This is a genomic window from Paenibacillus endophyticus (genome assembly GCF_014192395.1).
Taxonomy (GTDB): domain Bacteria; phylum Bacillota; class Bacilli; order Paenibacillales; family Paenibacillaceae; genus Pristimantibacillus; species Pristimantibacillus endophyticus.
The window spans coordinates 301,600-316,925 of sequence record NZ_JACHXW010000003.1 but is presented as its reverse complement, the minus strand read 5'-3'; the positions used below and the strand labels follow the sequence as shown (position 1 = coordinate 316,925).

Annotated in this window: 14 protein-coding genes and 1 pseudogene; 11 read left to right on the top strand and 4 right to left on the bottom strand. The window is 47.8% G+C overall.

Going from position 1 to position 15,326, the window contains the following annotated elements; translation table 11 throughout:
- Both FHS16_RS06925 and FHS16_RS06920 read right to left on the bottom strand, forming a co-directional pair.
- A complete protein-coding gene (locus FHS16_RS06925; RefSeq protein ID WP_183560270.1) occupies positions 1 to 1,617 on the bottom strand; it encodes an ABC transporter substrate-binding protein in 1,617 nt (538 codons plus the stop codon).
- 118 nt (positions 1,618 to 1,735) lie between these two features.
- Positions 1,736 to 2,728: an ABC transporter substrate-binding protein gene (locus tag FHS16_RS06920; RefSeq protein WP_183560268.1), complete on the bottom strand. Its 993-nt coding sequence runs from the start codon at positions 2,726 to 2,728 to the stop codon at positions 1,736 to 1,738.
- A gap of 140 nt (positions 2,729 to 2,868) precedes the next feature.
- Between FHS16_RS06920 and rpsN the strand changes: the two are divergent.
- The 7 genes and pseudogenes from rpsN to FHS16_RS06885 all read left to right on the top strand — a co-directional run.
- Positions 2,869 to 2,970, top strand: a pseudogene (gene rpsN, locus FHS16_RS06915) (type Z 30S ribosomal protein S14); the annotation flags it as partial.
- A gap of 31 nt (positions 2,971 to 3,001) precedes the next feature.
- Positions 3,002 to 3,337: a DUF3024 domain-containing protein gene (locus tag FHS16_RS06910; protein WP_446685744.1), complete on the top strand. Its 336-nt coding sequence runs from the start codon at positions 3,002 to 3,004 to the stop codon at positions 3,335 to 3,337.
- A 558-nt stretch (positions 3,338 to 3,895) separates the two neighbouring features.
- On the top strand, positions 3,896 to 4,996 hold the full coding sequence (locus tag FHS16_RS06905; RefSeq protein ID WP_183560262.1) for a Gfo/Idh/MocA family protein: 1,101 nt from the start codon (positions 3,896 to 3,898) through the stop codon (positions 4,994 to 4,996).
- An 11-nt stretch (positions 4,997 to 5,007) separates the two neighbouring features.
- Positions 5,008 to 5,898, top strand: a complete 891-nt coding sequence (locus FHS16_RS06900) for a carbohydrate ABC transporter permease (RefSeq protein WP_246431635.1) — start codon at positions 5,008 to 5,010, stop codon at positions 5,896 to 5,898.
- A gap of 11 nt (positions 5,899 to 5,909) precedes the next feature.
- Entirely contained in the window at positions 5,910 to 6,752 is an 843-nt protein-coding gene (locus tag FHS16_RS06895; protein WP_183560259.1) for a carbohydrate ABC transporter permease, read from the top strand.
- A 60-nt stretch (positions 6,753 to 6,812) separates the two neighbouring features.
- On the top strand, positions 6,813 to 8,174 hold the full coding sequence (locus FHS16_RS06890) for an ABC transporter substrate-binding protein (protein WP_183560257.1): 1,362 nt from the start codon (positions 6,813 to 6,815) through the stop codon (positions 8,172 to 8,174).
- Between the two features lie 209 nt (positions 8,175 to 8,383).
- Positions 8,384 to 9,433 carry a LacI family DNA-binding transcriptional regulator gene (locus FHS16_RS06885; protein WP_183560255.1) on the top strand — a complete coding sequence of 350 codons (1,050 nt, stop codon included), beginning with the start codon at positions 8,384 to 8,386 and terminating at the stop codon, positions 9,431 to 9,433.
- A 64-nt stretch (positions 9,434 to 9,497) separates the two neighbouring features.
- Here the strand turns inward: FHS16_RS06885 and FHS16_RS06880 are convergent, their stop codons facing one another.
- Positions 9,498 to 10,403, bottom strand: a complete 906-nt coding sequence (locus tag FHS16_RS06880; protein WP_246431634.1) for an AraC family transcriptional regulator — start codon at positions 10,401 to 10,403, stop codon at positions 9,498 to 9,500.
- 166 nt (positions 10,404 to 10,569) lie between these two features.
- Here FHS16_RS06880 and FHS16_RS06875 point away from each other — a divergent pair, with 166 nt between their 5' ends.
- From FHS16_RS06875 to FHS16_RS06865, 3 genes are read left to right on the top strand one after another with little or no spacing between them, the layout of a single operon-like run.
- On the top strand, positions 10,570 to 11,211 hold the full coding sequence (locus FHS16_RS06875; protein WP_183560253.1) for a carbohydrate-binding family 9-like protein: 642 nt from the start codon (positions 10,570 to 10,572) through the stop codon (positions 11,209 to 11,211).
- A gap of 23 nt (positions 11,212 to 11,234) precedes the next feature.
- Positions 11,235 to 12,083 (top strand): sugar phosphate isomerase/epimerase family protein, encoded by an 849-nt coding sequence (locus FHS16_RS06870; protein WP_183560251.1) that lies wholly within the window; start codon positions 11,235 to 11,237, stop codon positions 12,081 to 12,083.
- A gap of 28 nt (positions 12,084 to 12,111) precedes the next feature.
- Positions 12,112 to 13,122 (top strand): Gfo/Idh/MocA family protein, encoded by a 1,011-nt coding sequence (locus FHS16_RS06865; protein ID WP_183560249.1) that lies wholly within the window; start codon positions 12,112 to 12,114, stop codon positions 13,120 to 13,122.
- Positions 13,123 to 13,246: 124 nt separating this feature from the next.
- On the opposite strand, the gene FHS16_RS06860 is transcribed toward FHS16_RS06865, so the two are convergent.
- Positions 13,247 to 14,083: an AraC family transcriptional regulator gene (locus tag FHS16_RS06860; RefSeq protein ID WP_183560247.1), complete on the bottom strand. Its 837-nt coding sequence runs from the start codon at positions 14,081 to 14,083 to the stop codon at positions 13,247 to 13,249.
- A gap of 219 nt (positions 14,084 to 14,302) precedes the next feature.
- On the opposite strand from FHS16_RS06860, the gene FHS16_RS06855 reads away from it, so the two are divergent.
- Entirely contained in the window at positions 14,303 to 15,304 is a 1,002-nt protein-coding gene (locus tag FHS16_RS06855) for a Gfo/Idh/MocA family protein (RefSeq protein WP_183560245.1), read from the top strand.
- Positions 15,305 to 15,326: the final 22 nt, after the last annotated feature.

Genomic DNA, 15,326 nt, shown 5'->3' with positions numbered 1-15,326 from the left:
CTATGAGGATTGGGTAAGGAGCTGCGGCAGAAGGGAGAGCAGCTTGTCTCTGGCTGCCGCATCCTCTATGTTCCAATCCTGCTCATCAAGCAGATAGCTGAATCCGTTTTTCACTGCAGGGAGATTGAACCAAACGGGGCTGTTCATCAGCTCCTCCATGGCTGCCTTGGACTCGGGACTTTGCGGAAGCATCATGAACACCCGGTCACCCGCGTATTGATGAATGGTTTTGGCCGTAATTTCCTTGTAGGGTCTGCCTGAATTCCAAATTTGCTGGACCTTGCCAGCAGGACGGAAGCCATCGGGATGGTAAAGGATCGAGGAAAGACCGATATTGCCCATAACGAATAAGCGTTTTCCCCTGTGGAAAACAAACACGGAAGCGGTCTCCTCCGGTCGTATAAGCGTCCGAAGCTGCTTCCACATCAATAAAGTATTGCTGTTATGATGAAGAAGCCACTGCTGGGCTTCTTTTTTTTTGCCAAACCACTTACCGAGCATTAACAGCCTGTCATTCAACGAGCCGCGGGAATTATAGGTAAGGGTTGGCGCAATTTGCGAGATTTGCGAATACAGCGCTTCGTCATAATGATCGAAAATGATCAAGTCCGGCGATAGCTTAGACGCCAGCTCTTGACTAAGCGGGTTATCCTTGCAGAAAATATGGTTCTCGATTAAAGGAATGCCCAGCATGTTCATGTCGCCAACCGTTTCACCGCAATAAAGAACCCGGCTCGGGTGCGAAGGGATACGGACTTCATGGCCGTTCCAATCTTTGACGAGAATGTTTTGGCTCATTGATATGGCATATTGCCTCGGCGAAAAGCCCGTCATAAGCCGAAAACGACGGCTGAAATAATATTCGTCGGTGAAGCCTACCCGTTCGGCAATTTCCCGGAGCGTGCTTTCCGTATGAGTTAACCACTCCTTAGCCCTATTGATGCGCAGCTCTGTCAAATAATCGAGTGGTTTTTTGCCGGTAAGCTCTTTGAATATGGACGTAAACTGCCAAGAAGGAACATTAGCCATATGTGCGAGCTGTTTGACGGTTATGTTATCTTGGAAGTTTGTTTGCATGTATTGAATCGTTTGCTCGACCGTTTGGGCAGAACTTTGCAGCTGGTCAACCTGCAAATTATGCTCGAGCAGAAATTCGATGATCTTCTGGAAATGAAGCTGCTGACGATGCGCTTCCAAGTCATGCTGGTTTGTATGTCCGACATACAGCTGGTTGAGCAAATCATTCCACTGCGTTTGCGGGTATATGCGCAGCTCTTGGCGGTCGGGGAATAGTGGTATCACATAAGGGGCTGCCTGGCCGCCTTCAATATGGAATATGCGAAATGAGATTCGGAAATATTCGATCTGGCTGTCATTAACGCTCTCGAACTGATAAGCTGCGGAGGGCGAGAGCAGGAACGTGCTGTCAGGCGAGAAGGAAGCGCTGAATGATTCCGTAAACAGCTTGCCGTTTCCGCTTTTAAATACTAGCAGCATGTAGCTGGAAGTCGTCTCCTCGGCTAAAACTGCGTCCGAAGCATAGTCGAGCAAGTCGACATCTATATAGTGAAAAAGCAAGGAGCGAAGCGGCAGACGGGCTATCGGTGCGGTAGACATGATGTTGCCTCTTTTCAGTAATGAGAATTATTATCAATTAAATTCATTATAGACAAAAAGAAGAAGCTTTTCAACAATAGCTGAAGAGCTTCTTCCGGATTTTATTTAAAAGCGAAATTTACTTTTTCAATAGGACGTTCGGCAGCTCATCGATTAACCATTCTCTGGAGATGGCGTCGCTGCTTGCTTTCAAAATATCAAAGTTGTATACTTGACCGCTTTGAACGGCCGGGAGCTTTTGCCAAATTTCGCTCTTGAGCAGATCGCTAGTGGATTCTTGGGCTGCAGGATCTACGGGATTGAGAATAAAGATACGATCAGCCGCGTATTGGGGCAGCAGCTCGGCGGAAATTTCGGCAAAGCCTGTTTCTTTGTCGATGAGATCTTGAATGATCGGCGTTGGCTTGAAGCCGCCTTCCTCATACAAAAATTGCGGAAGCCCTGCACCTGCCATGATAAATAGGCGGTTGCCTGGATACAACGTGAATACTGAGGCGGTCTCGCCTTCTTTCACTCCGTTCGCATGCAGCTCTGCCCACATATCGGACATTTTGACTGCATGTGCGGCCAGCCAATCCTCGGCTTCTTGCTTCTTATTGAGTAGATCGCCTAAAAAGCGCATCCGCACATCAAGCTTATCGAACGTATTAAAGGTTACGGTAGGTGCAACCTTCGAGATAGCTTCGTATTGTTGTTCGTCGGAATTGGAAAAAATAATAAGATCGGGCTTCAGCGACAAGGATTTCTCTACGCTTAGCGGAAAGCCGACATCTTCAACGTCCGGAAGCTGGTTTTCCATGACTGTACCTGTAATGGCATCAACCATAATGCCAATAGGCTTAACGCCAAGGGCAAGCAAATCACCGGTCGTTTCCCCATGATAAATGACGCGCTGAGGCGTAACGGGAACTTCGACCTCATGCTTCAACCAGTCGGTGAACACGCGGGTAGTTGCTGCAGCTTCCTCCGTTGCCGCAGGTACTTCCGTCGTTTCTGCGACAGGACTTGCCGCGTTGCTTTCGTTGGTGTTGCTGCTGCCACAGCCTAGCAATAATGCCCCCATTAATGCGAAAGTGCTCAGTAGAGCGACAGTTTTGGAACTTCGATACATGTTCGTTCTCCTCCGAAAAAATATTTGAGATAATGAGAATCATTATCGGTATAAAACAATCGTAATGGATAATCGTATTAGACTCAATGGACAAAATAAAGGAAGCCTTTTGGTTTTGTCCAAGTCACTTTTACGTGCATCATTCCTCAATAAATAAAATAAGGGTTGCAAAGCTGAACATTTCTGCCCGCGAGCTGGCGCATGCCGGGCAAATTCCTGGTGTAAAGAAAGCAAGCTGGTAGGCTGAATGATGTTTTAAGAGGTGGGTGAAGGATACTGGATCCTTTTACAGTTAAACGTCTTGCTTCTATAATGGATGGTTATATCGAGCATAAGGTGCCAGGGGATTTGCGCGTATCCGTCAGGCTGCGGCATGAGATTGTAGGCAATCAATTGACGCTTGCGGAGGAGCGCCCAACCGCTAAGCGAAACGAGTGGGATCGTGTCGATATTGTACAGTTTCGGTTAGAATCGCAAAAATGGAAGGTGTACGCGAAAATCGAGGACAATAAATGGTCATTTGTTGAAGTTATTTCCCCAAGCGAAGATTTCGAGCAGCAGCTGGAATGGGTTGAGATGGATCAGGAAGGTCTTTTCTGGAAGTCATAGATTGTCTGTTCCAGCCTTGAATGGTACTGTTAGCTCTGCATATAGCACATTCCGAAGCCAAGCAGGGGATGCCTCTTCTGGTTGAATGAACCTGCGGGTTATTCAAGAATAAGAAGGTAGCAGATCCATACAAAATATGCAACAGATTTAACAAAGAAATAGAGCAATAAGCCGGTATCCTATACGTGGATGCCGGCTTTTTTTGCTTGGATACGATGCTTGTTTGCAAAAATTGCGATAAATGCACAAATATAACGCAGACATAACACTTAATAATTTGCGGCAAATGAAAAAGCTTACATTTTCAATATAACCGTTGTGTATAGCTGAATGTATGGAGGTTAATGAAAAAATACGTTGAAAAAGTATCCGTAATACCGAGAGAAAATGATTTTTATTAATTTGCCGCAAATTATCATTATAAATTAGCCAATTTTTTGTTGACAGAGTGAAAAAATTGCATTACTATCAAAACATGAAATGAAGTTGGTTAGCTTATCTCACATCAATACTGCTGAGTAAGGCTTGGCGCAAAAAAAGACAACGGAGAGTGCGGACATGAGTAAGATTAGAATGGCATTTATCGGCGTAGGTGATATGGGCTCGCATCATTGCATCGGCTTTGACATGTTGGAAGAATGCGAGGTGTTGTATATATGCGACATGAATGAGGCGAATGTAGCGCGTACGATGGCTGAACTAACGAATAGCAAGCCGACAGTGTGTACGGACTACCGCGAGCTTCTTCAGAAAGAGGATTTGGACGCGGTCGTAATCAGTGTACCGAACTATTTGCATCGAGAAGTAGCGGTTGCGTTCTTGGAAGCAGGCAAGCATGTTTTTCTGGAGAAGCCGGTCGCCCATACGTTGGAGGATTGCGATGCCATCATCAAAGCGGCAGAGGACAATCAACGGATTTTGCAAATCGGCCTTGTGTATCGCTACTCCAATGTATACCGCAGGATGGCGAAGGAGCTGGAGCAGGGGCGCCTTGGAGATGTGAAGATGATGTGGTGCAAGGAGTTTCGCGATCCGTTCCCGCCAGCTGACTGGTTCTATGATAAATCGAAATCAGGCGGGGCGATCGTAGAGAAGGACTGCCATCACTTTGATATTTTCAACTGGATGATTAAGGCGAAGCCGGTGCGCGTGTTTGCTTCTGGCGGCCAGCATGTAATGAAGCTAGGCCAAGAAAACCGGATTACGAATTCGTACAGCCATTATCCTGCCAAAAATATTTCGGATCCTTCGATCGTCGACCATGCTTTTATTACGATTGACTACGACAACGGAAGCAAAGCCAACCTGGGCTTGTGCATGTACTTAAAACCAAGAAATTTAATGGGAGACGGACTTGAAATTGGGTTAATCGGGGAAAATGGAGGCCAAATGGTAGCCAAAAACGATAAGACCATTGATATTGTCGGCGGTGAAGATTTGACGAAAGACCATCTCGAGATTGACGTGACCTCTGACTCGATCATGGGCGGGCATACAGGCGGACAAACGCAGCGTAAAGCGTTTATTGCTTGTTTGAAGGAAGGAAAGCAGCCGTTCGCTACCGCACAGATTGGGCGAGATGCATTGCTTATTGCCCTTGCCGCGGAGAAATCGATTATTGAAGAACGGTATGTCTATTTGGAAGAACTAATGAGCTAAGGGGTGTCATGATGAAGAGTTTGAGGAAGTATGACACATTGTTGTTTTTTCTGTTCATAATGCCGTGGATCATCGGTTTTATTACCTTTTTCTTAATTCCGTTCGGAACCTCGGTCTTTTATTCGTTTACAGATGCGAAGCTGCCAGGAGCAGTTGAATATGAGTTTGTAGGTCTCAGCAATTTCATCCATATGATCGATGATCCTATATTTATGAAAAGCCTGCTGAACACGATGTATTTCGTCGTCTTCGGCGTTCCGATCGTAACGGCAGGCATGCTGGTTCTCGCTCTGCTGCTCAATTTCAACGTACGGGGCATCGCCTTGTTTCGTACCTTCTATTACTTGCCTACCTTAGTGCCAATCGTCGCAACGGTCATTATATGGAGACTCGTATTCAACTCCGAGTTCGGCATTCTGAATGCAGGACTTAGCCTGCTCGGAATGGCAAAGACGGATTGGATCGGCGGCGAACATACGATTAAGCCAGTTATTATTTTACTGCAGGTATGGATATCCGGCAGCGGCGTGCTTATATTCCTGGCGGCGCTCAAAAACGTTCCAATGCACTTATATGAGGCGGCTGATATTGACGGGGCCAGCAGATTGAGACGTTTTTTTTCCATTACACTGCCGATGATCAGTCCATCGATTCTCTTCGTTATCATTATTCAGACGATGTACAATTTTCAAATGTTTACCGAGGCCTTGCTGCTTTCAAAAGGCGGCCCGAACTACGCGGCTTATACGTTCGTGTATAACATTTACAAGTCGGCTTTTACGGATTTGAAATTTAGTATGGCCATGTCGCAGTCTATCTTTTTATTCGCATTAATTGCACTGGTCACGTTTGTCCTCATGAAGCTATCAAACCGCTTTGTGTATTACGAAGGCGAGAAATAGGGGGAACATATATGAATGGCGGACAAAAAATGAGCCTGAGCGGTACCGCGCTGAAATATTTCTTGCTGTGCGCAACGCTGATAGTATTTGCAGGGCCTCTCGTCTGGATGCTCTCCACGATGATGAAGACGAAGATGGAAACATATAAGATTCCTCCGTCCTTGTTTCCGGAGCAGCTGACCTTCGAAGCGTTCGATCGACTGTTTACCGTACAGCCGCTCATGTGGAAATGGATACAAAACTCATTCACAATATCGATTTTTGTCGCACTTGGAGCAGTGATATCAAGCTCTATTGTAGCCTATGGTTTCTCGCGTTTTGCAACCAAATACAGGGACAAGCTATTTCCAATTGTATTGCTTACTTTGATGATTCCTCCATCTATAATGATGATTCCATCCTATGTGCTTTTTGCAAAGCTGCATTGGATCGATACATGGCTGCCGCTTATCGTACCGGCATGGCTTGGTGGAGCTTACTACATTTTCTTGTTCCGGCAGTTTTTCCTCACGATTCCGCAGGAGCTTGATGAAGCGACTTATCTCGATGGCGGCAATCGGTGGACCGTTTATGCCAAAGTCATTATGCCGCTTTCAAAGCCAATCATCGTGACGACGATTATATTCGCATTCGTGAATTCCTGGCTCGATTTCCTTGGCCCGTTCCTTTATATCAAGAACAATGAGATGTTTACGCTCAGCGTAGGGCTTCAACTGTTGATCGGGCAAACCAGTCAGGATTTCCCGGCGCTTGCTGCCGGTGCATTCATAAGCATTATCCCGATTGGGCTGCTGTACTTCTTTGCACAGCGGTATATCGTCGAGGGGGTGGTCCTTACAGGATCAAAAGGATAGCTCTAGTAGTCAGGTCCGTATTTATCGTTTTCTAAACTATCTGTAAAAGGGGAACTTTACATGAATACGAAAAGCAAATGGTTGTCCAGCGCTTGGATCATGGTTTTGGCAATGGCTATTATATTTACAGGCTGCGGAAACAATACGAACAGCAACTCAGATGGGGCGAACAAGCCTGACGCCGGCAGCAACGGGAACTCGGCATCCACAGAGCCTGTAACGATTACTTATTCCCAGTGGGGAACAGCTGAGGAACTGCTGCGCACACAGGAGCTTCTTAATACATTTATGGCAGCGAACAAAGATATTAAAGTAAAACTGGAAGGCAAGGATTGGGGCAGCTACTGGGATGGTTTGACAGCCAATGCTGCTGGCGGCACGCTGCCGGACGTGTTCAAAACGAGCTATGCCTACATTGAAAAATATGCAGAGCTAGGTATTTTCAAAGAGCTGGACAGCTTATTGACGGCGAACGCATTTGATCTTAGCAATATTGATGAAAGTCTGCTTGGCCTTCATAAATATCAGGATAAGCAGGTATCTCTTCCGATTGATGCGAATGTCATCGTCTGGTATTACAATACGGCGTTGTTTAACGATTCCAAAACGAATCCGTATGGTGCTTCCACGCCGAGCCTAGAGCCTACTTGGGAAGAAATTGTAGATATCGCAACAAAAATGACGCTCGATAAAAACGGCAAAAATGCCGGTGATGCGGATTTTGACGCAAAAAATATTGCGCAATGGGGCATGTCGATCTCTCCAGGCTCAACGATGGACTGGTTCCTTGAGCCTGAGCTTTGGTCGAACGGTGCAAAGCTAGTGAATGAAGACGGCTCGCTAGCCCTTGATACACCTGAAGCGCTTGAAGTGTTGAACTTCTTTATCGACTTGACGAAGAACAAGAAAATTAACACGACGCCTGCGCAAATCGAAGGACTAGGCGGTCAAGTCAATCTTAGCATCACAACAGGCAAGGTTGCCATGAATCCAGGCGGCAACTGGAATACAACGAATTACAAAGAAGCAGGCATTAAATACGGTATTGCTTACTTGCCGAAATTCAAAACTAACCAAACGGTTGTGCAGCCGGCAGGCATGGCAATCAGCGCCAATACGAAACATGAAGACGCAGCTGTCAGATTGCTTTCGTGGCTTGCAGGACCTGAAGGTCAAACAGAGCTAGCGAAGCAAGGCTATTCGATTCCAGCGAACAAGGCCGCTGCTGATGCGTATATTCAAACGGCAGGCAACGAGAATCAAATATTTTTGGACGCTCAGCAATACGGGATCATTTCGCCATTCACGGCAAAGAAAACCGATCTGGTTTGGACGTACGGAGAGCAGGCTTTGAAGCTACCGCTTTCAGGCGAAGGCGATCTGCAAGCAGCCATTAGCGATTTGGCTTCCAAAATCAAATAGGCCAATCTTATTTCATTCATCTTTATGAAAAGCAGGGCAAACGCAATGGAGCGTTTGCTCTGCTTTTTTGCTTAGACAGCGCTTGTTTTCTTGACATCCTTAGTCGAGGAATATACAATTAATTTTGCGGCAAATTTTAAGATATGTATCTAATTTGCCCCAATAATTATACTTGTATAGATTTGGATTTGTGGGGAGAGGGCTGGAAAATGGCTAAGCTGAAAGATATCGCAGAGCGGGTAGGCGTATCCATCTCGACCGTTTCACGAGTGATGAAAAATGACTCCAACCGCTCGGTTAGCGATGAAACGCGCAAAAAAATTTGGGAAACCGCAGAACAGCTGGGGTACCGAACCAATCGCGTACCGAAGACCAAAAGAAATGACTCCAAGAGCTCGTACCATATTGCCTGCGTTGTCGCGATTCCACAAAATAAATATAATAATCCTTATTTTTCCGTTATTCTGGAAGGCATTGAAAAAGCGCTTGCCCTAGCAGGAATGCGGCTTGAGTTCGTCTACAGCCTTGAGAAGGAGACGGATGTCGAGGCGCTGCGCTCCCTTGTGAAGGAACATCGAATTGACGGCATGCTCGTCGTGGAACGAATTGATTCAGAAGCTTATCAATGGATAAAGGCTAACGTAAGATCGGTAGTCGGAGTCGATCTATCCGATAAAGACGTTCCCGTTGTCAGTTATGACCGCGAGGCAGCGGCTAAGGAAGCCGTACAGCATCTAATTGAGCAAGGACATCGGGAAATCGGCTATATCGGAGGCTCCGAGCTGGACGATGACTTCCGTGACGAGAAGCGTTTTTTGGGATATCAAAGCGCAATGAAAGAAGCGGGGCTGCCCATTTATGATCATTGGGTCATCGACGTGAAATGGGATGTGGCGTTAAGCTACGAGCTGACGAAACAAGCCTTCGAGAAGGATGATCATTCGCCGACCGCTATATTTGCAGCGAGCGATATGATGGCGATAGCAGCAATGCGGGCAGCAACGGAGCGAGAGCTGAAAATTCCGGATGACATTGCCTTTTTTGGCGTGGACAATATTGAGATTTCGGAATTTACCTCGCCGCCATTATCAACGATTCATGTTCCAAAGCTGGAAATGGGGATGTTTGCTGTTAAGCTATTGCTTGATTATTTGGAAAACCAATATACGATTCCGGTCAAAATGATCATTCCATACAAATGTTTGCTGAGGCATTCAACGAGATCCAAAATCGTACGCGAGCTGGAATCATCGAAGTAAAGGCAGTTAGTAGCTGAAATCCCCTCTATCCAATTGGAAGAGGGGGTTTTTGCGTCTACCTGTGCTATAGGATTTTGGATAGCTTGCGGTATTCCCGGGGGGAAATGCCTTCATGTCTTCGAAAAATTCGGCTGAAATAGTGGATATCCGAATAGCCGACGTGATCACCGACGATCTCGATGGATAAATCAGACTCGCGAAGCAGTCTGCGGGCTTCTCTATGGCGCACCGATTGTACGAATTCGCTTGGCGGCATGCCGGCCATTTGCTTGAAGAGCTTTGCCGCATGATCGACGCTCATGTTCATTTGCTCAGCTATGGCTGTGTTAGACCAAGAGGTGGCGGGCGCTGCTTCAATCCGTTCCATGAGCGCTGCCAACCGTCTCCCATGGAGGGTCGCTTGCGTCAGCGTGCGGGATAAGGGAGTGCGCAGCAAATAGGCGAGAATATTCAACATCAGTCCTTTGCAGACCAGCTCATAACCGAGCGCACGCTTGGTAAACTCTTCAACGAGCTGCTCCATCAGTTGGACACATGCAAGCGGCGGCGTGTAGACGGGATGCTCCGTTAAATGGGCTTGTCCTTCTGCGACGGCTTCGAAACAAAATTTATCGGGCCAAACGCTCAATTCATTGACGACCATATCCGCTTCAGTCTGGATGTCTAGCTCATTGAAAAAATCGAAATGAATGCCGAGGAAACGGACGCCTGCGGCAGCTATGACCTCATTCTGGTGATAGACGCCAGAGGGCAGCAGGATGAGCTGCCCGGCTTCGAGGATGTAATGCTGTCCCTGCATGCGCGTGGCTGCCTCGCCATGGCAGACGTAAAGCAGCTCGAAATCATACAGTCTTCGCTCAGGAAGAATCCCCGCAGGCATATGTTGAAACTGAGCGTAGTGGACGCTTGGCGACCATTCGCTCATGCTTGCCGTTCTTTGTTTTGGATAGTGTGCTGGATCGTTATTCAAGCGTTATCATTCCTTCTAGAAATTCCCTTCGAAAAAGAACGGAATAGTCCAAATAATCGCTATTTCAGCTAAATAAATATACTGAATGATCATGTATTATATGTATTATCACATGTGAGTGACTAATATTCAACATCACGTAATTTGTTAAAAAGGAGCTCTAATTATGGATGCTGCCGCGTTTCAGGAAAGTGGAGTCTACTATTGCAGACAGCTGCATATCGATTCGGATAGCTTGTCCGCTGCTTCTATCGACTGGGAGAGCTATGATGCGCTGGATTTGGTTGAAACGGTGACGGGAGCAAAGCCCAAGGAACGAACCGAAGTAAGAGCATGTTGGAGCGCGGCATATTTGCACATCCGCTATGAATGCAGCGATTCTTTTGCCAGATCAACCTTTACAAGACGAGACGAGCCGCTGTATGAGCAGGATGTCGTGGAGCTGTTTATTGACGAGGCAGGGGACGGCAGACGTTACATTGAGCTGGAGGTAAGCCCGCATAATGTCGTGTTTGATGCTCTCATCTCACATGATGGAGAGTCCAACGTAACGGATACCGATTTGGCGTGGCAGTTGGACGGTCTGGTATCCACAGCCGAGCTGCTAGATGGGAATACGCGTGTATATACGATTCATATTCCGGCCGGCAATTTCAAACGTAAGCTTGAGTCCGGGTTGATCTGGCGCGTGAACTTTTACCGTATTGACGAGGACCCTGACGGATGCCGTGAATATCAAGCATGGCAGGCGACCAAAGCGGTAAATTTCCATCTCCCTCGCCAATTTGGCAGGCTGGTATTTATATAATCATTCAAATAGGAGGCTTTCATATGAAAAAGGGCATAAATATTTGGTCGTTCCAAGGTGACGCGAAGATTGCTGATTGTATTCAAACGGCTAAGAAAGCGGGTTTTGACGGCATTGAGCTTTCACTGAATGAGACCGGTGAGCTTAGCCTTGCCGCCTCGGACAAGGAAATCAACGTCATTAAAGAGAGATTGCAAGAGGCTGAGCTGGAAATCGCGGGCCTGGCCACAGGCTTATATTGGTCTTATTCAATGACAAGCGCAGATGCGGGGACGCGAGAGAAGGCGACTGACGTCTGCAAGAAGCAGCTTGAGCTTGCGGCAGCATTAGGCGTGGATACGATTTTGGTTATTCCAGGCGCGGTAGGCGTCGATTTTATTCCGGGCAGTGAGGTCGTCGATTATGAGCATGCGTATGATCGCGCGCTCGAATCCATCAACAAGCTGGTTCCTTTCGCGGAGAGCGCAGGGGTGTCCATCGGCATTGAAAATGTGTGGAATAAATTTCTGCTTTCGCCGCTAGAGCTGCGTTCCTTCATAGATTCGCATAACTCGGAATTCGTAGGCTCCTATTTCGATGTAGGTAATACAGTGCAAAACGGATATCCGGAGCAATGGATTCGCATATTGGGGCACCGCATTAAGAAAGTGCATTTCAAGGATTACCGTCGTCAAGCCGGCGGACTGCACGGTTTCGTCGATCTATTAGCCGGAGATGTCAACTATCCTGCGGTTATGGAGGCGCTGACCGCCATCGGATACAGCAACTATGTAACAGGCGAGATGATACCTCCGTATACGCATCATTCCGAGCAAATCATATACAACACTTCTCGAGCAATGGATGCCATTCTCGGACGTCAAATCGGATAAATTCAAATCGAAAATCGGAGGTCATATCATGTTAAAGGTTGGATTGATTGGGTTTGGGTTTATGGGACGCATGCACTTTGACAATTATGTACGCCTAGCGTCAGAGGGAGCGCCGGTGCAGCTCGTTGCAATCTGCGACCTGCTCATTGAGGAGCTTAAAGAAGGCAAGGCTTCCGGCAATATGGCGACGGAGCAGGAGGTTTATGATCTCTCCCCATACCGCCTGTACGATAACATCGCCGCGATGCTGGAAAACGAGGAGCTGGATATCGTCGATATCACGCTGCCTACTTATCTGCATGCGGATCTTACTGTATCGCTGCTTGAAAGAGGTTTGCATGTATTATGCGAGAAGCCGGTAGCAGGAACCTCGGAAGACGGTTATCGCATGGCTAATGCAGCCGAACAAACAGGCAACACGTTGATGATCGGGCAATGCCTGCGGTTCTGGCCTGCTTATGAATATTTGAAGGCTGCTGTTGCGGATGGCCGTTATGGCAAAGTTACCAGCGGATATTTCTTCAGGGGCTCAGCTGCGCCAAAGGGCTGGTTCCTTGACGGCAGCAAGAGCGGCGGTTGTTTGCTTGACATGCATATTCACGATGCGGATATGGTGCACTGGCTGTTCGGCAAGCCTGAGAAGGTATCAACGCTTGCGCGCAACGTAATTCCGGGCAGCGGCTACGATGTCGTGTCCACGCATTACAGCTATCCCGATGGCAAAGTGCTGAATGCGCAAGCCGATTGGACGCTGGAAGGGGATTATGGCTTCTCGATGACTTACCGCGTCAATTTCGAAGGCGGCAACTTGGTTTTTGAGAATGGCCAGGTGAAGGTCAATCCGAACGACGTGCCGGGCTTTGTGGCCGAACTCTCTGAGGATATGGGGTATTATCGCCAGATCAAATATTTCATCGAATCGGTGAATGAAGGCAAGGCCGTGTCAACATGCATGCCATCAAGCGCTGTCGGCACGCTCGAAATCATTGAGGCGGAGCTTCGCTCAGCAGATCAGGGCGGAACTTGGGTGTCGCTATAAAAGGGTTAGAGCAATGCTATAAATAGGCATAGAATAGGGGCAGTTTCAGCAGCTACGGCTGATGGGACTGCCCCTTTTGGCTTGATATGCCGGCTTGCCTGGATTCATGGCGTTGCGCGGCGTCTCAAATCCCATAAAGCTGGCGATATAAGGTTGGCGTCATGCCTTCATGCTCCATAAACCGTTTATTGAAATAGCTGACGCTCGGATACCCCGCATCTTCGGCAATTTGCCCGATGTTCGTATCTTTGCGCTCAAGCAGCCATTGCTTCGCCATCTGCAGCCTGGAGCGGGTGATGAAGTCCATTGGCGTCATCTCCATGACGCTGCGGAACAGCTTGCAGAAATAATAAGGGCTGACGCCAGCCTGCTCGGCCCATTGCTCCAATACGAAGGGCTGTGCGGCTTCCTGCTGCATGAGGGGCAGCAGTTCAACGATTCGATTGCCTGCGCTGCTCGCTTTGTTGCCGGATATCGGCACGGCTTGTTCGACAAATACGGCAAGAATGGCATAAGTGAGTGCGGAGAGCTTGGTCGGATGCAGCATGCGATGGGTCTCGGCTTCGACGAGCAAATCCTCGTGGGCCTGCTCGAAGGCGGACCGCTGCCTAACTGTCCAAAGCTGGCTTTTGTGAAAGCCTCTTTCAATCATGTAATCCTGCAGTCCCGTTCCGTAGAAATGAAACCAGCGGATATCCCACGGGTCATCCTTGCTGCTATAGTAATGCTGGCGCTGCAGGGGGAAGTATAATACGGCTTCTCCTGCTTCGAGCGTGTGTACCTTGCCATCCCATTCGACATAGCCTTTGCCGGAAACGACATAATGGATGTTAAAATTGTTCAAAGAGCCGGCTTCACGAAGGGAATAATGCTCTGGATGGCTCCAATAATTGCCGACCGATTCGGGAAAGCAAAAGAATGGGTTATTCGGCAGCGTAAGCAGGTGGCTTTGCCTTTGCATGAGGTGCACTCCAATGACAATATAGTTTTAATGTATAACAAAATAATATCATTTTATTTTTGCGGATTCTACATTAAACTAAAAACAAGCACAAGATAAGCGTTTGGTTTTTGTGGAATAACGGACGGCTACGGCTTGCTACCGTAATAATGACAGCTGCGCATAAGTGCTTTGAATCACAATATAGTCATAAATTAATGATTTGAGGTGGCTGATGAAATGACAACGAAAAAACTGAAGTGGGGCATTATGGGCTGCGCTGGCATAGCCAAAAGAGCGGTAATACCGGGTCTTCATCTCTCCGAGTTGAACGAGGCGTCGGCCATTGCCAGCCGCGATGAAGAAAATGCAAAACGAACGGCTGAAGAGCTGAATATTCCAACCGCATACGGCAGCTATGAAGCGCTGCTTGAAGATGATGCCATCGACGTTATTTATATACCGCTGCCTAATCATTTGCATCGTGAATGGGCGATCCGCGCTGCGGAAGCGGGCAAACATATTTTATGCGAGAAGCCGCTGGCTTTGACAGAGAAAGAAGCGGCGGAAATGGCGGAAGCGGCAGCGAAGGCAGGCGTGCTTTTATCCGAAGCCTTTATGTACAGATATCATCCGCGCTATGCGATGATCAAGAACATCATCGATGAAGGGCGAATCGGCGAGGTTAGAAGCATTCGCAGCGCCTTTACTTTCAATAATGCGGGGCACAAAGAAAACGTCAGGTATCGCAAGGAATGGGGAGGCGGCTCATTGTACGATGTCGGCTGCTATCCGATTAATGCGGCGCGCTTGCTTCTCGGCAAGGAGCCGGAGGCTGTAACGGTTCAGGCTATGTTCTCGGAGCAGCATGACAATGTCGATATGATGGCTTCTGGCTTGATTGAATTCGGCGGATCGGTCTCACTGACCTTTGACTGCGGCATGTGGGCTGCATTCCGCAATCCGCTCGAGGTACTCGGAGACGAGGGAATCATCGAGGTTCCTTCCGCATTCGTAACGGGCGAGCCGGGAAGCGGCAATTTCTATGTGAGCGCTAAAGGCGAGCGCAAAGAAATTGTGGTGCCGCATGTAAACGCGTATACGGAGCAAGCGGATCAAATGGCGAATGCGATTCATGGCAAGCAGACAATTCTATATGGCGCAGCAGACGCTTTGGCCAATATGAGAGTCATCGATGCTTGTCTGGCATCTGCTCATTCGCGCACAAGAGTTACACTTTAGGAGCATCTAATAGAGGAGGCTA